General features: G+C 42.7%; 15 protein-coding genes. 2 read left to right on the top strand and 13 right to left on the bottom strand.

What is annotated here, in order from left to right:
- Positions 1 to 47: 47 nt before the first annotated feature.
- Positions 48 to 2,051, bottom strand: a complete 2,004-nt coding sequence (locus DW205_RS04260; RefSeq protein WP_005867205.1) for a tetratricopeptide repeat protein — start codon at positions 2,049 to 2,051, stop codon at positions 48 to 50.
- A gap of 135 nt (positions 2,052 to 2,186) precedes the next feature.
- On the opposite strand from DW205_RS04260, the gene DW205_RS04255 reads away from it, so the two are divergent.
- Together DW205_RS04255 and DW205_RS04250 are read left to right on the top strand one after the other, a co-directional pair.
- A complete protein-coding gene (locus DW205_RS04255; RefSeq protein WP_121963059.1) occupies positions 2,187 to 3,137 on the top strand; it encodes an SPFH domain-containing protein in 951 nt (316 codons plus the stop codon).
- 28 nt (positions 3,138 to 3,165) lie between these two features.
- Complete coding sequence (locus DW205_RS04250; RefSeq protein ID WP_005854106.1) at positions 3,166 to 3,366, top strand: Arc family DNA-binding protein; 201 nt, start codon at positions 3,166 to 3,168, stop codon at positions 3,364 to 3,366.
- A 33-nt stretch (positions 3,367 to 3,399) separates the two neighbouring features.
- On the opposite strand, the gene DW205_RS04245 is transcribed toward DW205_RS04250, so the two are convergent.
- The 12 genes from DW205_RS04245 to DW205_RS04190 all read right to left on the bottom strand — a co-directional run bounded on the left by DW205_RS04245 (position 3,400) and on the right by DW205_RS04190 (position 22,476).
- Positions 3,400 to 4,443, bottom strand: a complete 1,044-nt coding sequence (locus DW205_RS04245; RefSeq protein WP_005867201.1) for an SPOR domain-containing protein — start codon at positions 4,441 to 4,443, stop codon at positions 3,400 to 3,402.
- Positions 4,444 to 4,533: 90 nt separating this feature from the next.
- Complete coding sequence (locus DW205_RS04240; protein WP_005867199.1) at positions 4,534 to 6,066, bottom strand: SusD/RagB family nutrient-binding outer membrane lipoprotein; 1,533 nt, start codon at positions 6,064 to 6,066, stop codon at positions 4,534 to 4,536.
- Positions 6,067 to 6,077: 11 nt separating this feature from the next.
- A complete protein-coding gene (locus tag DW205_RS04235; protein WP_005867197.1) occupies positions 6,078 to 9,455 on the bottom strand; it encodes a SusC/RagA family TonB-linked outer membrane protein in 3,378 nt (1,125 codons plus the stop codon).
- A gap of 134 nt (positions 9,456 to 9,589) precedes the next feature.
- Positions 9,590 to 10,669: a FecR family protein gene (locus tag DW205_RS04230; protein ID WP_005867195.1), complete on the bottom strand. Its 1,080-nt coding sequence runs from the start codon at positions 10,667 to 10,669 to the stop codon at positions 9,590 to 9,592.
- A 199-nt stretch (positions 10,670 to 10,868) separates the two neighbouring features.
- Entirely contained in the window at positions 10,869 to 11,450 is a 582-nt protein-coding gene (locus DW205_RS04225; protein ID WP_227793804.1) for an RNA polymerase sigma factor, read from the bottom strand.
- Positions 11,451 to 11,557: 107 nt separating this feature from the next.
- Complete coding sequence (locus DW205_RS04220) at positions 11,558 to 12,916, bottom strand: sulfatase (RefSeq protein WP_005867192.1); 1,359 nt, start codon at positions 12,914 to 12,916, stop codon at positions 11,558 to 11,560.
- 26 nt (positions 12,917 to 12,942) lie between these two features.
- Positions 12,943 to 14,322 (bottom strand): sulfatase, encoded by a 1,380-nt coding sequence (locus DW205_RS04215; protein ID WP_005867191.1) that lies wholly within the window; start codon positions 14,320 to 14,322, stop codon positions 12,943 to 12,945.
- A 12-nt stretch (positions 14,323 to 14,334) separates the two neighbouring features.
- A complete protein-coding gene (locus DW205_RS04210) occupies positions 14,335 to 15,741 on the bottom strand; it encodes a sulfatase (RefSeq protein WP_005867190.1) in 1,407 nt (468 codons plus the stop codon).
- Positions 15,742 to 15,764: 23 nt separating this feature from the next.
- Positions 15,765 to 17,324, bottom strand: a complete 1,560-nt coding sequence (locus tag DW205_RS04205) for a RagB/SusD family nutrient uptake outer membrane protein (RefSeq protein ID WP_005867189.1) — start codon at positions 17,322 to 17,324, stop codon at positions 15,765 to 15,767.
- A 4-nt stretch (positions 17,325 to 17,328) separates the two neighbouring features.
- Positions 17,329 to 20,679 (bottom strand): TonB-dependent receptor, encoded by a 3,351-nt coding sequence (locus DW205_RS04200; RefSeq protein WP_005867188.1) that lies wholly within the window; start codon positions 20,677 to 20,679, stop codon positions 17,329 to 17,331.
- 166 nt (positions 20,680 to 20,845) lie between these two features.
- Positions 20,846 to 21,847 (bottom strand): FecR family protein, encoded by a 1,002-nt coding sequence (locus DW205_RS04195; RefSeq protein WP_005867187.1) that lies wholly within the window; start codon positions 21,845 to 21,847, stop codon positions 20,846 to 20,848.
- Positions 21,848 to 21,927: 80 nt separating this feature from the next.
- Positions 21,928 to 22,476 (bottom strand): RNA polymerase sigma-70 factor, encoded by a 549-nt coding sequence (locus DW205_RS04190; RefSeq protein WP_005867186.1) that lies wholly within the window; start codon positions 22,474 to 22,476, stop codon positions 21,928 to 21,930.
- Between the last annotated feature and the right edge of the window lie 83 nt (positions 22,477 to 22,559).

The raw sequence follows: 22,559 nt of genomic DNA, 5'->3' as shown, positions 1-22,559 counted from the left end.
CTCCATAAAAAAGGCGGGGAACAAATTTTCCCGCCTTTTCTATTTCATCATATATCCTCTCCTCCTCGCAAGGCATCCGCTATATCTTGATGCCGCTGGGCTAATTCGTCCTCTCCGATCGCCCGGAAACCCTCTGCCAGATATTCGTGGGAAGCCGCATGTTTAGGTTTGATACTTACCGCCTGCTGGAAATCCAGAATAGCTTCATCGTAATATTTGAGCTTCAATAGGCATTTTCCACGGTTATAGCGGGCCTTAAAAGATTTCGGACTTAATTTTACCGCTTTGTTTAAACAAACCTGAGCGTCGTAGTCCTCACCTATATCCAATAAAGTAACCCCTTTGCGCACCCAAGCTTCCACATAATTCGGATTCAAATTCAAGGCTTTATCAAAACAACGAATAGCGGCATTCGCGTCATGGGCCTTCGTTATGCACTCGTTACCCATCAAGTAATATTCATGCGCATACTCTTTCTGGGTCTCACGAAGCGAATGCAACTCTTCCCGCAAAGCCTTAATCTGTGCCTTTTGACTATTCAACGCTTGCAATTTCAAACGAAGCAGCCGTTGTACCATCGGATTATCCAATTCATTCCGTTTAGATACGGCGGCGGCAAAAGCCTCGACCGCCTCTTTCATATTACCCTGCCGAAAACCCTGAGCCGCCCGACCATATTGCAATTCCGCCTCGCTCTCTTTGATACTTTTCTCTATTAATGCTTGGTTATTGAATATTTGGCTGAATTCTACGATCTCTTTCCGGATAAAGATATCCCGGGAAGAGATCTTGCTTTTTAGCACCAATCCTTCCAATGAAGTACAACGACTCAACGCCACATAGGTTTGTCCCCCGGCAAATACCCCTCCGGTCAAATCAACTACCACCCGGCTAAAAGTCAAGCCTTGACTCTTATGCACCGTGATCGCCCAAGCCAAACGAATCGGCAATTGTTCGAACGTACCGACAATCTCTTCCTCGATCCGTTTCTCTTTCTCGTTATATTTGTATTTATAATTTCGCCATGAGGTAGGTTCGACCAAATGTTCTACACCGCTCTCCAGCAAGACATAAACATTTCCATTCTCATCGATACCCGATACCATACCGATCGTCCCGTTCACCCAACGACGCTCATAATCATTATCGATAAAAATAACCTGCGCCTGTTCCTTGATGGATAAATTCAGCTGGGTAGGTAGTGAGGATTCCGGAAAATCCCCCTCGATCTTTCCCACGGAGACGTACTCTTCTCCGGGAAGCTCGGCCAACTTCTTCTCATTGATAAAATCAACCTGATCCCGGCGAGTGGCCAACGTGATATACATATCCTCATTCTGAGGCTCGAAAGACGGAAAATAACGACCGTTCAACGTATCCAACTCCTGTTTTCTAGCGGCATTATTACGAATCCGATCCAATATATTGATAAAAACAGAATCGGTCTGGCGATACACTTTTTGCAACTCGATCGGCACTAAATTAATGTCCTTGAACACACGAGCCGAGAAAAAGAAAGGGCTCGCATAGAACAAACTCAATATCTCTTTTTGATCCGACGGAACAACCGGTTCCAACTGGAAGACATCTCCCACGAACAATAGCTGCTTTCCGCCAAAAGGCAATCGCATATTACCGGAATAGACCCTCAAGATACGATCTACACAATCAATAATATCCGCCCTCACCATCGATATCTCGTCAATGATGATCAAATCGACCTCCGCGATAATTTTCCGTTTCTCCTTCGGATACTTAAAAAACTCAAAGATACGACCATGAGACAAACTTAAATCCGGATCATCCGGCAACATCGGCCGAAAAGGGAGCTTGAAAAAGGAATGCAAGGTAACGCCGCCCGCATTTATGGCCGCTATTCCGGTAGGAGCCAGCACCACATACTTTTTCTTCGTATGATTGCAAATATACTTCAAAAAAGTAGACTTGCCGGTCCCTGCTTTCCCTGTCAGGAAAACAGACTGGCGAGTGTGGGTGATCAGTTGCAAGGCATCCTGAAACTCCTTATTGTTCGTGTCTAACTGAAAGTCCAAGTATATAATTTTTAGATGAGACAAAGCTATGAAAATATTTACAGATCACTCTAATAATATCCCTCAAAATATTTGGCAGTCTCCATAAAAATCACTTATTTTGTGATATCAAATTAATATCAAAAACAAATCATCATGAAAGCAACCGAAAAGACATTCAACGGACTGAGAATCTCGGGGTTTATTGCTCTTTTTCTCCTATTGGCTCTATCGGGTCTCTGCTGCTATTTAATCGCAGACACCAACGAGACTTGGAGCGTAATCACCGGCATCGTCGGACTCTGCCTGTTAGTGGTTTGTTTATTGGGATTCATGGAAATCGAGCCCAACAATGCCCGAGTAATGCTCTTTTTCGGAAAATATAAAGGGACAATTACTGATAACGGATTTTTCTGGGTCAATCCACTTTACAGCAAAAAGAAAATCACGTTACGTGCCCGTAACTTAGATGTCCCTCCTATCAAGGTTAACGATAAGGTCGGTAATCCGGTTATGATCGGGGCCGTGATGGTATGGAAAGTCAAGGATACTTATAAAGCGATGTTCGACATCGATTCTTCGTCCATTAGTATCTCCTCGAATAAATCATTCATATCACTGGGAGAATCCTCTGAATTATCCCAACGAATGCAGAATTATGAGAATTTCGTGCAGATACAAAGTGACGCCGCCATCCGTAAGATAGCTGGCATGTATGCCTATGATTATAACGAGAGCAAAGATCCCGTCACCTTACGATCCGATGACGGGGAGGTCGCTCAAAAACAGGAAGAGGAATTAAACAGTCGTTTGGCGATAGCAGGCATTGAGGTATTGGAAGCTCGTATCAATTACTTAGCGTATGCTTCCGAGATCGCCGGAGTCATGTTACGCCGCCAGCAAGCGGAAGCCATTATCGCCGCAAGAGAACGGATCGTGGAGGGAGCGGTCAGCATGGTTCGACTCGCCTTGAACAAACTGGATCAAGACAATGTTGTGGAATTGGATGAGGAACGGAAGGCTGCGATGGTTAGCAACCTGTTGGTGGTCCTTTGCGCTGACGAGGCAGCGCAACCTGTCGTAAATACCGGGACCCTACATCATTAATGTAAGAATTTAATATTAATACTAGTATATGGCCAAAAAAGATAATACTGTCAAAAGCTTCATCCTTCGGGTGGACGCTGATATGATGGAAGCTATCGAAGCTTGGGCTGCGGACGAATTTCGCAGCACCAATGGCCAAATCCAGTACATTCTGGACCAAGCCTTACGAAAGGCAGGACGGTTGAAGAAGAAAAGACTGCCCCGGCCACAAAACGACGACAAGTCATAAAAAAAAGCCTGATCTTTCGATCAGGCTTTTTTATTAACGGCTAATGAACAGCCAAGCATCTTTATACTTTTCTATTTTTCGAAGTGTCGCCATGTAGCTCTCGGCATCCGCCCGGTTATTAAACTTATCCGCATAAATACGATATTTACCATCACGAACCACCTTGCTTACATTCTTACATTGCGTGCGGTCTACACCGGATATATACTCATTCGCCTGCTCCTCTGTCGGGAAACTCGCTATTACGATATGATACATCTTTTTCGTCGCCACGAGTTCCGCTTTCGGAGCGGGGACAGCGACTTCTTTCCTTACCTCAGGGGCAGAAGGCGCTTTGGCAATCTCAGTCTCCTTAGTCGCTTCTATTTTGGGAGTTACCTCCGCTACCATCTCGTCCACTTGAGATATTTGAATTTCCTCCGGCTGAGAAATAGGTTCCTCGAACCTATAATTTATCATCTCCGTAGGAACAAAACTAGCTGTATAAGCGGACAGGTTTACTTCTTTCACCGGAGTTGAAACCACAAAGAATAATGCGACAGCAGCAGCTGATGCCGCGACAACCCGGATCAACTTACGACTAACCGGGATATAGAACACATCTTTCTTTTTCTTACCCGCAAGTAAAGCAACCTCTTCCCGCTCCTCCTCCAATGATCGCAAAACCGGAAAATGAAACGATGGTAAACCATACGAATCCGCATTGAATACCCCAGAATCGCCCGGCGTAAAAATGGTCTGCCCTTCCTCTCCTATAGAGAAAGTCCCGATTCGCCCCAATGTTATCCGCTTGTCTTGTTCCAAAGAAACATTCAAAGCCTCGATATCCTCTTCCAGCATCAACTGAGCTTTCCGGTAATCAACGCCATACGTCTGCATATATGACTCGGAGAGCAAGCCGTCTGTATGCTGTAGCGTGACATTAAACATAACCTCTTTACGCATCGGCCGGAACAAATGTTCCTCTTCCTGATACGTCGCCGGCAAAGTTTGCAGCACGAAACCACCAAACTTCGGCAAGATCACACAATCGTGCGTCAGCAACAAGCGTTCAATATGTGTTATTATCCTTAACATAGAGACAAAGGTAAATATCTTTATAGAAATAACAAAAAAAGAGCACTTTTTTCCTTTGAAATGACCCGGAAAATTATATGCATGACATTCTCATTTCAAAATCCACATGACACCCATATAGTCATCCGACCCTCCATACTGGTCGCTAATTGATTTTGAGACATTATCCATATTGTAATCCAACTCTTCCGATGGATACATCCATCTTAACGGCATTTTATCAGAAGGTATATTCCTATTCGATTTCGGATTTATCGGAATATTCGGTACACCTGTCCTACGATATTCAAAGAAAGCATTGTAAGGTGTTTGAAGAAACGTCAATATGTACTTTTGCCAAATAATCTGACTCAACTGTTCTTGAAAATCACTAGCGAATTTAACGCCTTGGTTTCCGAGATATTCTTGAATATAGGCATCTGTTATTTTTCGATTATGATGGAACATAACATCATCGGGGGTATTATCCGCCACAAACCGCATTGAAGAACGAACGCCTTCCTCATAATACTCTTTGGGACTTTTTGAGATAAAACCTCTCAGAGCCATCTCAGCCAGTATAAAATTTTGTTCTTGATAACTCAAGAAAAATACAGGCTCGCCCTCCGGCAGTTCCTCGTAGCGATCATTTATTTGAGAAACAGTTCCCCCACTCACAAAAGTCAAGATCTCAGACTCCGGTAAGGTCGGGTCAACTCCACCATAAGCATCCCATTCCGAGGGATCCAACTTGGCCTCTTCTGAGCTCGGTGTCGGTTTCGCATAATAAAATAAACGATAATCTTTCAAGGCTTTCAATTTATCAACAAAAAGATTAGTCATCCTGTCATTATTCACAAAACTATTAATTTCCTTAAAATAAGGATATTTCTGTCCAGCCTTATTAGAGTACACAACTTGGAAATTATCCGCACTCGACTCAAAAACAGGTCTGTTATTGATAATCTCATTGATTCTTTCCCGAACCTTTAAATCCGGATCATCGACCTTTTTATACAAATTAAGAAGCAACTTCAATTGCATAACATTCACAGCCTTACGCCATTTCGTCACATCCCCTCCATAAATATAATCACCCTCAAAATTAGTGCCAGCACTAAAGAGACGGTCCGCCTCATCCAATTCATTCAATAACCCGAGAAAAACATCTTTTTGAGAGTCATATTTCGGGAAATACACCTCTTCATCCTCAGCTCTTAAAGCTTCAGAATAAGGTATGTCCCCCACTTGCATTGTCAAATTGAAGAAAAAGAAAACCCGTACGAAATGAGACAATGCCGTATAGGAGTTTTTCAACTCATCATTCGTCGCAAAATCAATCATCTTCGAGGCATTCCGCAAATCTCTCAAAGCATCATAATTCGCTCCACCCAACAAATTGAATGCCAGATCTATATCATTAGCCTCTGTCCACGACAAATACTTAGCTAACAATTCATCCCGGATAAAATCCTTTCCATTCCCATTTTTATAAGTGGTAATATCACGTAACAGTTCTGTTGCCAACATCGCAGATGTTACTTTGTTAGTTGAGTCGGGATTTGTATTTACGCTTTCGAAATCATCACATCCAACCATACCCAACAAAACCAGTCCGCATATCAATATATTTTTAATTTTCATACGTTTAGCTTTTAAAATTCAACTTTCAAGTTTACACCTACATACCTTATAGATGGAGAAGATATATCCTCGCCCTCAATATCCTCAAAGCCATCCGGATCCGAGAATCTAAAATCTTTGGTCAACACAAATAAGTTCTGTCCGATAAAGCCTACATAACAGCTATTCATACTTAACTTACTAATAAACTTCTTCGGCAAATTATATCCGATTGACATTTCCCTCAATTTCAAGAATGTCTTTTTCTGAACTAATTTATCTGGATTATTATGGCTGCTTCTTACAAAATCCTCATAAGAAGTCTCGATGTCATTCGGAGAGAATACCCGCGTATCTGATGTAATCCTGCCATATTGATCATATTTGACCTCACCTGATACAATCTTGACACCTTCACCCACATAGTTTTTCTTGCCATTCACCACCTCATCATATCTCCATTGATTGTCCGTATCCGGATGAGCGCCGGTTTCCAACATGTGGAATTCCGTATTCGACCATGATTTTCCACCAATACGGCCATCAAAATTGAGTGTCAGCGTAAAATTCTTATACTTGAATACATTCGCTAGACCATACTCTAAATCCGGATCCGTATAACCAATCAAAGAGCTATATTGGCTCCTAGACATCAAGCCATTCGTATTAATAATATAATTACCATCCGGATCTTTGTCATAGCCTTTATATGAATAAGAATCCGTACGAGCGCCCACGTATGTCCACAAATTATCCGGGCTGAAGTTCTCATCCAATTTAGCGTAATACCTCTTGCTCGTCGAAAGATTCAACGACACATCCCATGAGAAATCACGGACTTGCACCGGAGTAGCGTCAATAGAAATCTCCACCCCCCGACGAACATATTCTTCGTCAATATTCATCAATCTCGATTTATATCCCGTAGCGGAAGATATCCTTTGGCTGATCGTATTATTATAAGTCAACTTATTGAAATAACTCACATCTAATTTCAAGCGATGTCCTTGCAAGAAGTGAATACCCGTACCGATTTCCCATGTACGATTCGTGATAGGCTTCACGTCGCCACGCAAATAATCCGGATAACTAGCCGTATTCAAGCCATCCCAAACATTCTGTTTAATCGTATAGGCCCGATCTAAATCATAAATAGCTAAATCGGTTTTAGAGACAGTCCACGATCCTCTCAATTTCCAGAAGGGTATCCAATCCGGCAAGCTTATTATATTAGAAGGAATAATACTCACTCCCACGGAAGGATAAAAATATGATTTATCATTTGAAGGCAAAGTAGAAGACCAGTCATTACGCCCTGTAGCCTCCAGATAGTAAGTATCCTTATACCCCAATGTCAACGTGCCGAACAGACTATTTACTTTTTTCGTCTTAGTCTCCGCATCCACGATCGGACTTTCTACGGAAGCTTTTATCGAATAAAAACCGGGAACAGACAAGCCATTCTTCGTGGAAGCTTCCAGATTCTTTGTTTTCGTATAATAAAGAGAACCTCCCAATAAACCGTCAACACTAAAATCACTCAGCTTCTTATTAAACAGCAAGAAGAAATCATAATTCATGGTAAAACCAGTCTTCTTGCCCTCTTTATAATAACCCAGCGCTCCGTCTTCCCAGCCACCACGGCCTTTAGAGATCGTTCCCACCGAAGAACGAGTCACATTATTATTCGCATAAGCGACTCCTCCCGCACGCAATTGCAATTTCAGCCAAGGGAGTATCTCGTACTTAAAAGACAATGAACCATTCGTCGTAAAATTATTTATCGACTTAATCTTCTCATAAGCCTCAAAATAAGGATTATCATACCAATCCGTATAATGCCAATTTTGCTTTTCATTTGGGACAAGCCAATAATCCTTGTAATCCCGCAGATCATACTCCGGACCAGTCCATAATAAAATATTGTACATATATCCGGTACCATATCCATACCCAGCCGTATTCGGCGCAGATTCCTGCGTAAAGTTCATACTACCTTCCACGCTCGCCTTATTGCCTAGTTTCAGCTCTCCACCAATATTATACCAGAATTTATTCTTACGTGAATTCGGATATTGATTCTTATCATACAAATAAGACAAAGAAGTGCGGATGCTTCCATTCTTACCAGAAGATGATACACTGACCGTAGTATTACTGATCATACTAAACTCCAAGAAATTCTTAAAATTATTCTTACCCCTCGAAGTCAACTCCATTTCCCGATACTCTTTCTTAATAGGATCCCATTGCGTATAAACACGACCAATATCCAACTTATCGCCCCAGACATAATCTATATTATCAAATTTACCTCCAGACCCGGCGCTATAAGCCGTCTGCACCTCCGGTATTTTTAACTGTCCGGCATTAAACATATTACTGGTATTTACCTCTATAGAAAAGCCCTTATCACCCCCTTTCTTGGTGGTAATCATGATCGCTCCATTACCACCTCGGGAACCATACAACGCAGAGGCCGTAGCCCCTTTCAACACAGTGATATTCTCAATCACATCCTGGTTGAAATCACTAAACGCTTGATTTGTAGGAACGCCATCCACGACGACCAAAGGCTCCTCTCCACGTAATTTTATCTTAGGAGCGACCCCAAATTCCGTAGAATTATACACTCGCATGCCCGAGATCCTACCACTTAAACTCGTCGCGATATTCACGCCCTTAACTTTCTCCAATTCATCCCCCTTGAACTTTTGTGTAGCATAACCTAACGCTTTCTCTGAACGAGTAATACCCAAAGCGGTAACGACAACTTCCTCCAAGGCTTTTGAATCTTCATCAAGCACTATCTGGAGAACTTTTTTATCCCCAACAGGAACCTCTTTTTCTTGAAAACCGACATAAGATACCATTAGCACATTCCCAGCGGAAACATCCAAGGAAAAGTTTCCATCCAGATCACTAATAGTGCCGTTAGTCGTTCCTTTTTCTACTACATTCGCACCAATCACTGGATCCCCGTGAGCATCTTTCACGACACCTGTTATTTTTACCTTTTTCGTCTGTTGATTAGCAATCGGTAAATCCTCTTTTTTCGTGTCTCGACGTACGATTATTTGACGATTATTAATAATATACTCAATATCCGTTCCGCTGAATAATTTATCTAATATTATCTCTACAGACTGATCCCGAACATCCAGATTAACTTTCCTATGCAAATCAATGTTAGAACCATGATACACAAAAATAAACTCACTGTTTTTCTCAATGTATTCAAATACATCTTCTACCGTACGATCATTCATTTGAATGCTTAGCATAGTCCGCTGCGCATATAGGGAAGACGCATATATCGCAGATCCTCCAAAACTTACCAGACATAAGGCTAAACCAAGACTTTTGAGAAAATGATTTGATTCTCGGCAGAAATCTTCTTTTTTCTTCATACCTTTGTAATGTTTTTTCTTTAGTACGTAATTATTGATTAAACAAAGCTCTTGAGCCGGAAGATATGGCAGTATCTTCTGGCTCTCTTGTAAATGCAAACACGCTTACAGATCATTCCTTTCCCATAGGCAAATTATTTTAATAAAATTATATTATTCTCCCCGTCTCTCTCTTGGCGTAGAAAAAGAGATTGACAAATAATCTCAACAACTTCCTCCAAGCTCTCTCTCAGGTCCAATTTTCCTGAAATAGGTATTTCACCTATCTCTTTGCCAAATAAAATAGTCCGGCCATAATAACGAGACAACCGATTTAAGACCTCTCCAACCTTACGATCATTTAACAGCATCAAGTTATCTTTCCAACAAATATGTTCAAAGACATCTACCTTTTTGATCGATATTTCTTTACCCTTTAACTCAAGCATATCATCAGGGCTCAGCACATTCTTACCATTATCGCCATTTTTCACCTCGACCTGTCCTTCCACTAATACAACGGAAGCCGCAGGTTCATCCCGATAAGCACACACATTGAATCGAGTGCCAAGCACTTTTACCTCGATCGTACTCGTTTTAACAATAAAAGGGCGAGAAGGGTCCGCAGCAACTTCCAAATAGACCTCTCCATCCACTAATATCTCCCGCTTATCTTTAGCAAAAACCGTAGGAAAAATCACCCGAGTCTCTGCATTAATATACATTTTAGTACCATCTGAAAATACGATATTCGCACGCCGTCCTTTCGGTACTATTATTTGATCCGGCTCATCAATTTTAGTTTCTTGCTCATTCTTTTCTATTTGGTGTTCCTCTACATTTGATTTGCCTACCGTATCATAAATTACCGTAGCTTCATCTTTCAGTTGAACCCAACCTTGATCCTTCACCAAGAGAATCTCATCCCCCGGCAAGGCGCCAACATTCTTTTCCTCCAACAAGGCAAAAGGCAATGAAGATTTATCATGCCCCATTATCCAAAAATAACATCCCACGGCAAGAAGCAACATGACGGCGGCCGCTACGGAAGAAACAAGATAGCGTATACGTAAAACAGAGGTCTTACGGGGAGCATTCAAACGTTCCTCCAACTTCTGCCAAGAAGAAAGTGCCAGTCGCGAATCCACTCGCTCCTCTTCACGAACTTTACGCAACAAATCTTCTCCGGCTTGCCGAAATGAATCCTTCTCAACCATGTCCTGTTTCTTATTCACGAGATACCTGTTTACTCTTATTACGGATGGAATTCGTTTTGGTACTCACTTTTTACCGGGAAAAATAGCGAATCCGCCATTTTTTTCATTCTTACAACCTCTTTTGCCATCCCTAGGGCACGGCTGTGCCATCAAGGTGAAAATTATTGGCACAATATATCTTTGATATACTGCGACATAAAGAGAGTCCAAGAATACATTAAAGCTCCAACGAGAACCACCGCCTTAACTTACGGAGTGTTCTAGACAATAAATTTTTACTGGATTGGTAATTTATGCCTAAAATACCAGCTATCTCATTATGCCCCAATTCATTTACATAATAAAGATAAATGATCTCTCGCTGATGGGGAGAAAGTTTTGTCAAGGCTTTCATCAAAAGTTTAACCCGGTCGTCCATATCTGTCGTATCCAATGCGATACGGGAGAATAACTCATCCACTTGAAACACGTCCTCATATAAGGAGACATCCTCCATTTTCCTGTTTTTCTCGATCGTATCATACAGCTTATGTCTTAAAGCCTTAAGCAGATATCCTCTGACATTCGCCGTCGGAGAGAGGGAGGTATGGTTTTGAATCAAATTGATAAAAATATCCTGTACGCAATCTTCCACCAAGTTCTTGTCGGGAAGTAACTTGATTCCATAATTGCGCAGCAATGCGTAAAATCGGCAATAAAGCTCACGGAAGGCTTCCTTATCTCCCTTCAGACACGATTCCCATAGCTTCTCATCGGATATTCCCATATAAATAAACTCCCGAAGATTTCCCGCAAACATACACAAAAAACATTCAATTTCAGTTAAGAGCAATAAAAAAATACAAAAAAGCACGTACACCACCATGAATAACGATGTACGTGCTTCTAAAAAATCACATGGGAAAATCACTTATACCGTTTGCCTTGCCACGGTATCATACCCGTCTGACGGATATGCTCCATCAAGCCATTGAACAAGTTTTTATACGTATCCGAAGATCGTTCCCCTATCGGACTTTGTTCCTTCGGATCTTCCTTTATATTAAAGAATTGGATAGGCTCCCAAGGAGTATTTTGTAAAATCTTGAAATCCCGGTATTGAGATGCGTAATATGCCTGACCTCCATATCGGGAATTACCTTCCCTTCGTACCCAATGCACCATTCGATCTCCGGTATCTTGTTCCTCACCCCGTAAAAGAGGCAAGATACTGATACCGTCGATCTCATGCGATACAGGCACGGCTGTCAGATCGCATAAGGTCGGGAACATATCCGAAAGCATGACGAAATTATCACGTACCGCCGGACGGATCTGGTTCTTCCAATAAATACCTCCGGCTACCCGGATCCCTCCCTCATACATATCCTGCTTCGCGCCTCTGAACGGGCCGTTATTCGCACCCGCATCGTCCTGCCCTCCATTATCAGAGGTAAATATAATGATCGTATTCTCCAACTGGCCATTCTGTTCCAAGGCCTCATACACACGTCCGACGTTATAATCCAAATGCTCAATCAAGGCGACAATCTTAGCACGCTTCTCAGGAAGTGACGGTTCACGCTTTTTCACCTTTTCCAGCCATTCCTGAGGAGGTTGTATCGGGGTATGTGGGGCATTATAAGCTAGATACAAGAAGAAAGGCTCTTGCTTTTGCTTCATATCCGACAGGTAACGGATCGCCCAATCAGAGAAAATCTCTGTAGCATGTCCTTGTGGATCGATCTCTTTCAAGTTCTCACGCATATAATTATTTCCGAAACGACGATGGGTATAATAATCATCCATCATATCCCCTAAAAATCCCCGGTAGAAATCGAAACCCCTTTCCGTAGGGGTATTCGGAGACTCCAATCCTAGATTCCATTTTCCAACCATCGCATTATGATAGCCTCTTTTCTTCAACATCTGGGGTAATAATACGGCATCCTCCGACAGATACCCCCAACTATCCTCTTTATGCGTACGAATGACTCCCGGCACGCCTACCATATCCGGATAACGCCCGGTTAATAACGAGGCTCTACTAGGAGAGGAGACCGGACAGTTCGCATGGAAATTCGTGAAACGAACTCCTTCATTTAATAATTTATCGATATGTGGAGTTTGAATGTCCTTGGCGGCTCCTTGACAGGACAAATCGCCATATCCCAAATCATCCACCAAAATCAGCAGGATATTCGGGCTATCCGGCAAAGCCTTTGTTTGTGCGGAAGCTGCGGAAAAAGCCAATCCGCAAGCCGCTGTTAGTATATATTTATTCATCTAATCTAGTGTTTTTAAATGTCCCATTACATCATATCACATACGGAAGGCTTGATCTTCATTCCTTTCTTATGTTTCTCACCGGCCTCGATCAGTAATTTCACGATCTCCGGATGCTTATCCGCCTGATTGAATCGCTCTGAGATATCTGTCTCCACGTTATACAACAAGGGTTCTGCCGGAGTCTCGATCTTACAGGTACGCAGATATTGGTCCTTGATCGTCTTAAAATAATACTTCCACTCCCCTTTACGGATCGCCATCAACTCACTGCCCCACCAATAATAAACCTCATCACGGGCGGAATGCTTTTCCTCAAACAATAATCCGGTTTGATTCACGCCATCCAATACAAGATCTTTCGGTTGCTCGATACCCGCCATCGAGAGGAAAGTCGGATATAAATCCATCGAGGTCATAATCTCATCGTTGATCGCCGGATTGATTTTTCCCAGCATCCAGCAAATGGCCGGAACCCGGAAGCCACCTTCCCACCAAGTACCCTTGCCATCCTTCAACGGACCTGCGGAACCACCATTCTCATGCTCCGTCAGCCAAGGGCCGTTATCGCTGGTAAAAATAACAAACGTATTCTCGTCCAAGCCATTTTCACGCAGAGCCTTCAACACTTCACCAACGCTCCAGTCTATTTCCTCAACCACATCTCCGTACAGGCCTCGTTTGCTCGTTCCCTCGAAACGGGCATTCGTGTACAATGGGATATGCGGGAAGGTATGAGCGAAATAAAGGAAGAAAGGCTCCTTTGAATGATCCTTGATGAACGATACCGCTTTCTCCGTATAGCGACGGGTTAATTCTCCCTGATCCGGTTCCGATTCGATTTGCTTACCATCCAATATCAATGGAGTCGGAGGAAAATTCCGGGCATGCGCGCCTTTATTCCGAACAGGGCTCATATCATTGGAATAAGGTATGCCGAAATAGGTATCAAAACCATGATCCGTCGGTAAATAGGGAGAAAACGCACCTAAATGCCATTTGCCTACACAGCCGGTCGCATACCCGTTTTGTTGTAAAACTTTGGCGATCGTGACCTCATCTTGTCCTAACCCAGCCTTTGAGTTAGGGAAAAGTACGGCTACCCGATCTCCATATAATCCATTTCGAACCGGCAAACGTCCGGTCATTAACGCGGCCCGACTTGGCGTAGAAACTCCGGCCCCCACATAAAACTGGGTCAGCTTCATTCCTTCACAAGCCATACGGTCTATATTCGGTGTGCGGATCGTGGGATTCCCATAGCAACTCAAATCCCCATATCCCATATCGTCACAGAATATGATTACAAAATTAGGCTTATTGGCCGCATCCGAGGCAGCGTTCAAGCTCAAGCTGTTCGATAATACCGCCGCTGTTAAAACAGACAATGATTTCAGTGTTTTCATATATGTATCTTTTTATTTAAGTAAACGGGGAAAAGGTTCATCTATGATACCGGCAGGACGCTGGTTCCGGCCTTCATATCCCCAATCTCCCATATCACTACGAACCTGTTCGATCCATTGATTCATCTTCGTTACTACTTCGGGATGTTTATCGATGACATTGGTTGTTTCCGACAAATCATTCGCCAAATTATATAAACGAGCTTCACCGACTTCCGTATCCGGGAAGTGAGGGCCTTTGATACGTTCCTTCAAAGGTAAATGATACTTCCAGTTTCCCCAACGTACCGCCTGTAATTGTTGTTTCTGGTAATAATAGAAAGTCTCCGTGGGCGATGCCATCGATTCTCCCTCCAAGATTCCAGACACATTATGTCCATCTATCACCCGGTCGGAAGGAACCGCATAACCGCAATAATGCGCCAATGTCGGTAAGAAATCCATCGAAGTCACCAGATTATCAGTCTCCTGTCCCGCCGGTATTTTAGCGGGCCATCTCATTATACAAGGCACCCTGAATCCACCTTCATACGTCGTACCCTTTTGGCCTCTCAACGGACGGTTCGTACCGCCGAAGTGTTCATCCGCACCATTATCGGAAGTAAAGATAACCAAGGTATTTTGATCCAATCCTTCCTCCTTTAAAGTCTCAAGCAAGACTCCCATCGACCAATCCAATTCCTCGGTCGCATCTCCATAGAGTCCGTTCTGAGACTTTCCCTTGAAAGCGGGAGAAGCCGCTAACGGATTATGAGTCATATTATGGCACAAATAAATAAAGAACGGTGATTCCTTATGAGACTTTATAAACTCCACAGTCTTATTGGTATAACGAATCGTCAAGGAATCATGACCGACAGGAGCCACTATTACCTCCTCCTGTTCCATCAAGGGTAACGGACAATACGTACGATCCATATCGTTACTATAAGGAATACCATAATAATAGTCGAAACCCTGCCGGGTAGGAAGAAATGGCAATTGATCCCCTAGATGCCATTTCCCGATACAAGCCGTCGCATACCCCTGCTCCTTCATCAACTCGGCGATCGTTATCTCACCGGGATTCAAGCCTTTATGCGAAGCTGGAAATAGCACTTGCCTCCCTTTGGACATCAAAGGTGTAGGGTCCGCATTTACATGCATGGAGACTCGCCTTGGATAACACCCTGTCAATAAAGCCGATCTGGAAGGTGTACTCACGCTCGAACCCACATAGAAATCGGTCAGTCGTATTCCCTCTTTAGCCATCTGGTCGATATGGGGAGTACGATGCTTCGTACTCCCGTAACAACCTAAATCCCCATATCCGAAATCATCGATAAATACGATGATCACATTTGGCCCTTCCGCCGCTTGAGTAGCCACGGCCACTCCGGAAAGGGCTAATACCGGTATCAATTTAGATATAAATTTCATTTCATCCTTCTTTTAGTTGAACATTACCAACCCGGGTTCTGATCCAAATTCGGATTCAAAGAGCGCTCGCTATCAGGAATAGGCAGTAAATCGTAATATTCCAGATATCCATTCGGGAACTTCGTCTCGATCACGCTTCCTTCATGATCTTTTATAATCATAGGATAAAGCGTCTTCCCGATTTTCCAACGTTTCACGTCTGACCAATAACGACCTTCCAACGCCAACTCAATTCGTCTCTCATGCCTTACTTTCTCACGAGCCTCTTCACGGCTCATAGATGTCGGCAGCAAAGAGATCTTAACGTCATCCCTTTCCGTACGGATCCGGTTGAGGATAGCGATCGCATCCGCTACACTTCCATTCGTCTCTATAATCGCCTCCGCTTTTGACAATAAGACATCCGCATATCTCAGTATGATATCATTGATATAAGACTGCCCGGAAGGAGGAAGCTTTGACTCATCCTGAATCCGATATTTACGGGTACTTAAATGTTTCAACCGATTACCGGCATGATTAAACGCACCTCCCGGATACAGGTAATTAGGGAAACGATAGCCCAAGAAATAAGAACCCGGAAGTACAGCCGTGAAACCTAAACGAGGATCCCGGTTCTCATAAGGATTATCGGGATCTACAGGAGAGCCGTCGATCGTCTCATAAGCCGCTACCAAATCATCCGTAGGGACATAACGGCTTCCACGGGTCCAACTTCCGGTACCCGTTCCGCAATACTGGTCAATATAGGAACCTTGCGAATTCTCGCCTTCAATATATTGGATATCAAACAATACTTCCTTATTGTTCTCATTAGCCGGATCAAACAAACCCTCATAACTATGGAATAGACCATATTTCTTCAACGCATCAATTTGCTCGACACAAGACAGAACCTCCTTGTATTTACCTTGGTATAAGTAGGCTCGCATTTTCATACCTAAAGCCGCCCCCTTAGTAGCACGCCCCGGCTCAGGAGCATCCACTCCCAGATTGGTGATCGCAACCTCATAATCATCCAGCGCTTGTTGCCAAGTCTCCTCCAAACTCGCCCGCTTCAAGCTACGAGCTTCTTCCGTGGAAATGTCCGTCAATATAATAGGTACCCCACCATAGGTTTCCGCTAGCACGGAATAAGCCAGTCCCCGTAGAAAATGAGTCTCACCTGAATATTTGGCTTTCGCTTCTTCCGATAAATCCACTAAATCCATACAGGCCAACAAATAGTTTGCCCGGGAGATTATCTCGTAACATCTTTTCCAACGATACGTTACGACTCCTCCGTCACTAGAGCTCAATCGCCCGGCACCCAGCTTATTAAAAACCTCATCCGTTCCCCAGTTAAATGCGTTAGGGGTAGCTCCATCCGTTATGCCAAAGCCAAACAAGCCTTGATTATAAACCTCTTTTTCCCTCAATTGAGCATAGACACCATTTAAAAGGAGTTTGATATCCGATTCATTTTCCGGGAAACTCGCCGAAGTAATCTTATCCTCAGGATACAAATCCAAATAATTCTCCATACATCCCGTGAAAGAGACACATAGTATAATTGATAAGCAATATGCTAATAACTGTTTCATACTTTTAGAAATTAAGATTTATACCAAATGTAAATATTCTCGGAGTCGGGTAATAATTGGTACCCGAATCAAACGTATTTCTTTCCGGATCATATCCTTCATACCCTTTTTTCCACATAATCGTAAACAGGTTCTGGGCATTCGCATATACGTACAACCGTTGCATTTTTAGCTTTGAGGTAATCCATTCAGGGAACGCATAACCTAATTGTAAGTTCTTCAATTTCAAGAAATCGATACGATGCACCCAAAATGAGGAGTCATACGTGTCCCATGAAGAGTCAAACCGAAGCATCGGTATATTTGAGTCCGGATTCTCTGGGCTCCACGCATCCCGCCATTTATCAGAAATAGTCAGCCATTCGTATTGCATACGGGTCATGCCGCTCTTCGTAAACGCATTCGCCTGTCCCAAACCTTGGAATAAGATATTTAAGTCAAACCCTTTATAGCGTAAGCCGGCAGTAAGTCCATACGTAATTTTAGGAATCGTATTACCAAGTACTTGTTTATCTTGATAGTCTAATTTTCCATCGTTATTAACATCCTCGTATTTCAGATTTCCCATTTCCGGCTTAAGCCCATTGCTATGCATATGTTGAGCGGCTTCTTCGTCCGATTGATAGATGCCAACCGCTTTATAGCCATACAAAGCCTTATACGGATATCCCTCACGAATCAAATAAAGCTGGTCCGGAGAGTTTCCTCCTTGAAATTTCGTTACTTTATTATCGATATACGTAAAGTTTAGTCCTACGTTAAATCCAAGGCGATCTCTGCTCGTCTCAAGATTATCATAATTCACGACTAACTCAAAACCATTATTTTTCATTTCGCCCACATTCTCAAACGGTGCGGTCTTATCCCCTAATACATTTGGTATTGGCAATTGAACGATAATATCGGTTGTCTTTTTATTGAAGTAATCAGCTTCAATATTCAACTTATTACCTAAGAAGCCCAAATCCACGCCAATATCCAAGGAAGAAGTAGTTTCCCAAGTAATATCCTCATCCACCAAAGCGGTTACGGCAGCACCCGGAGCCAATGAACCTCCATAATTATAACTCAAGTCATAATTTTGGGAGATCACTGTTAAATAAGGCCAATATCCTTCAATGGTTTGATTACCTAATTGTCCCCATGACGCACGTAGTTTCAAATTAGAAAACAGATTCAGGTTCTTAATAAACGCCTCTTCACTCAAACGCCATCCTGCAGAGAAACCCGGAAAAACACCCCAGCGATTTCCCCGTTTAAAACGAGAGGAGGCATCGGCACGGAGATTCATCTCAAATAAATATTTATCCGCAAAGGCATAATTCAATCGACCAAAATAAGATGCCATGCGTAGACCTTCAAAATTTCCCTCTCCCTTGATACCTTCCGTTCCCGCGTCCACTTGGGTTAATCCTTCTTTGGGTGGGTTGGTTCTTCGGGCAAATACGTTCTTTATACTGTAATTCTCCAATTGGGTACCAAGGATAGCGGCAACATAATGCTTATCCGCAAATCGCTTGCTATAGTTTAATGTCGCTTGGAAATTATTACGCATGGTCGATACTTGCTCTCTACTCAACACAATACCATCACGATTGTAATTTTTCGGTATCGTCTCTATGCCAGAATCCGTATATCCATAAAGGGTCTCATTATATTTATCAACCATTTTCCAATTGCCATTAGAGGCCCATGTTACTTGTAAGTTCAAGTCTTTCGTAAAATCCACGGTAGCGAAAGCATTTACAGCCATATAATCCTTGGATGTTTTAGTCGCCCCGTTCGAAGCGTCTATAACCGGCTGATAAGTCGTATACAATAAAGTGCCATCATCCTTAATCGCCTCTACTGAACCGAAACGGCCATCCCGGGTATATGGAGCGATGAAAGGAGCCGCGCCTTGTTGCTGTTCGAATACACGGAACAAATCAAAAGGCTCTTGGGAATTCCTACGAGTATAATTCAAACGAGCGCCAACTCTCAACCATGAATTCACTTTATACTCCACATTTGCCCGGATACCGAACCGCTCCGCCTTAGAGTTCATCAAAATACCTTCCTGACTCAAATAGTTCAAAGACAAGAAGGAAGATAGTTTCTCCGATCCACCGCGAATGGATAAATTATGCCCTGTTATTAAAGCATTCCGATAAAGAGAGTCATACCAATCCGTATTCGGGTATTTATAAGGATCTGTTCCATTAGCGAAATTAGAGATCAATGTTTCCGAGAAAAGAGGGTTCTCTCCCCCATTCACCAAAGCTTGATTCGCCATAGTCATATGCTCGGCGCTATTCGTCACTAAATCAAAATGACGTCCGATCTGCTGCATTCCGACGTAAGAGTTCAACTCTACTTGGGTTTTCTCATTGTTCTTTCCCATCTTCGTCGTAACCAAAACGACACCGTTAGCGGCCTTTGATCCGTAAATAGCCGCACTAGCCGCATCCTTCAAGACTGTGATACTTTCGATGTCACTCGGGTTTACTTGGCTGAATACCCCTTCTACTCCGTCAATAATCACCAACGGGTCCGAATTATTCAATGTACCCCAGCCACGAATTCTCAATTGCGCTCCATCATCTCCCGGCTTACCCGAATTCTGGCTGATCCACACGCCGGAAACCTTTCCGGAAAGTGCTTGAGAAGCATCAGTGATCGGACGATTCGCCAATTCCTCATCAAATTTGACTGAAGAAACAGAACCTGTCAAATTTACTTTCTTCTGAGTTCCATAATCAACAACTACGACCTCATCCAAAGCCTGTGTATCCTCACGAACAGTGATTATTATTTCCTTATTTCCTTGAACCGGGATATCCTGCGGCATATAACCGATATAAGATACCTGCAAGACATCATTTTCCGAGGCCTCAATCAAGAAGTTTCCACCCAAATCGGTAATTGTACCATTATTCGTACCCTTCACCATCACATTTGCCCCGATTATCGGACTACCTAAGGCATCCACCACCGTACCTGTAATTTTATGAGGCGCTTTCCCTATCGGGGAACCAGCATTCTGCTTACTGAATAAGGCGATCTGCTTATTGGTGATCTCAAACGTAAGTTTCGTGGTCTTCAGCATAGAATGCAAGGCTGACTCAATCGGTTGGTCGGATACGCTCAAACTTACTTTCTGACCCAAGTCGATTTTATTACCGTCATAGAAGAACGTGTAACCACTGGCAACCTCTATTTTTAAGATCGCCTCCTTCAACGGTATATTCGAGAATGAAACGGATATTTTCTTGCCTGCAACCTCACCGGCTAACAAACGTAAAGAAAAGAATAGAAGAAAGAATATCGCACATAAACTGTTTCTTCCTTTCATAAATTGTCTTTTATTCTTCATATATTTGCATGATATTTAAAGTTAACATCTTTACGGCTTTACACAAACGGCCAAATTTGAGATAAGCTGTAAATAGATTTTAATTTGAATCAGGGATTTCTCCCGGAAGGCTTAAGTTTCTGCTTAAGCCTTTTTCTTGCATATTATCCGGTTTATCTCATAGGCATTATTTTTTAGAAGGTTCGACATGTGTTATTTTTACGTGATCATTCCCATCGAACATATAGGAAATCGGATTGATACGGGACATGATCCGCAAGATCACTTCCAGCGATTCATCCTTGATTGTAAAGGTATAGGCTTGCGAATCCGGAATGGAAGGATCTACCTCAATCTTCACGTTATACCATTTCTCCAGATAGCGGGTGATGTATCGTAATGATTTCGCCTCAAACCTCACACTCTCGCTTGCCCAGAATGAGTCATAGAACATATCGGCTGAGGTTATATCCAAAGTTCTGTATTTCTTGCTCACGGAGGCTCGCTCGCCCGGATGCAGATAAGCCTCTTGCCCTCCGGCCTCTAAGGATACAGAACCTTGGAAAAGTGTAACCAAGATATTTTCCTCCTTTGAGTAAGAGTTTACGTTAAAGCGGGTTCCATGTACCCTCACTTTCACCCCGGAAGTTGATACGACAAAAGGATGTCGACTATCTTTTGTCACATCAAATAAGGCTTCCCCGCTTAAATCCACCTCACGATTCTCAAAGAAGTTCACCGCATATCGCAAAGAGGAACCCGAGTTTAGCCAAACCACGCTACTATCCGGCAATATAATCTTGGATTTACCACTTAAAGAGGAATAAGACAATTTGCAGGAAGAGTCCGTCCAATATTCCGTCTTGTTATATAAAAAAGAAAAAGTGAGCGAAAGCACCAATAACACTGTAGCTACAGATACCGCCATCCAAAACTTCCACAATGGCACAGATTTCGGCTTTTCATCCTTCCGCAACATCCGGCTTTCCATTTGCCTCCAATAATAATCAGTATCTGGCGTATAGGTCGAAGTCTCCTCCCTAATCTCTCGCCACAATGATTCAAGTTCCCGGAACAGGAGCGTATTCCTTTCCTCTTGAAGCCATTCGCAGAACAGCTTCTCCTCCTTTTCATCCACATCGCCTTTCAAATGAGAGATAATGAATCGCCATGGTATATCTTTATTCATAAAGCATCATTTTTATAGTATGACACTTCAAAAGAGGATAACCCTACATGCTTTTTAGTATTTTTGTTGAAAAGAGAATATCACCACAAATAATGATAGGCATCTCCCAAGTAAGCCCGGATATGTTTCAAGGCTCGCGAGATATGTCCCTCAACAGCTTTTACGCCGATATTCATTTGATCGGCTATATCCTTATTGGATAAGTTCTCCATGCGGCTCTTGTTGAAAATGTCTTGGCACTTTGGGGGAAGAGATAAAATAGCCTCTTGAATCAAACGTTGTAATTCTCGTGTTTCTAAGGTATCATCGTTCTCAAAGCGTTCTAGGGATGAGAAATCATTTGTCGGGACAAAATGCTCGTTGTCTCTCAGATAGTTTAAGGCCCTATTTCGTGCGGACTGAAAAAGATAGGCTTTTATGGTTACTTGAATTTGCAATGTCTCCCGTTTTTCCCAGAAACCAGTGAATATATCCAATACGATATCTTCCGCCGCTTCCGGCTTCTTTATATATAAATGAACGAAACGGCATAAGGGAGCGAAATATAACTCAAACAAATGCTTAAAGGCCAGCCGGTCACCTGCCCTTATCAATCTCAAAATAAACAAATCGTCTATCAAGTCATCCATTACTCCATCCACCTTGTTTATCAACCTAAATGTTCGCTACAAAAGTAATGATTTGTTTGAGATTGAGAAGAAAAAACACGTAC

It is taken from the genome of Parabacteroides sp. AM17-47 (assembly GCF_003434625.1).
GTDB classification, from domain to species: domain Bacteria; phylum Bacteroidota; class Bacteroidia; order Bacteroidales; family Tannerellaceae; genus Parabacteroides; species Parabacteroides distasonis.
This window is presented reverse-complemented; position numbering and strand designations above follow the sequence as displayed.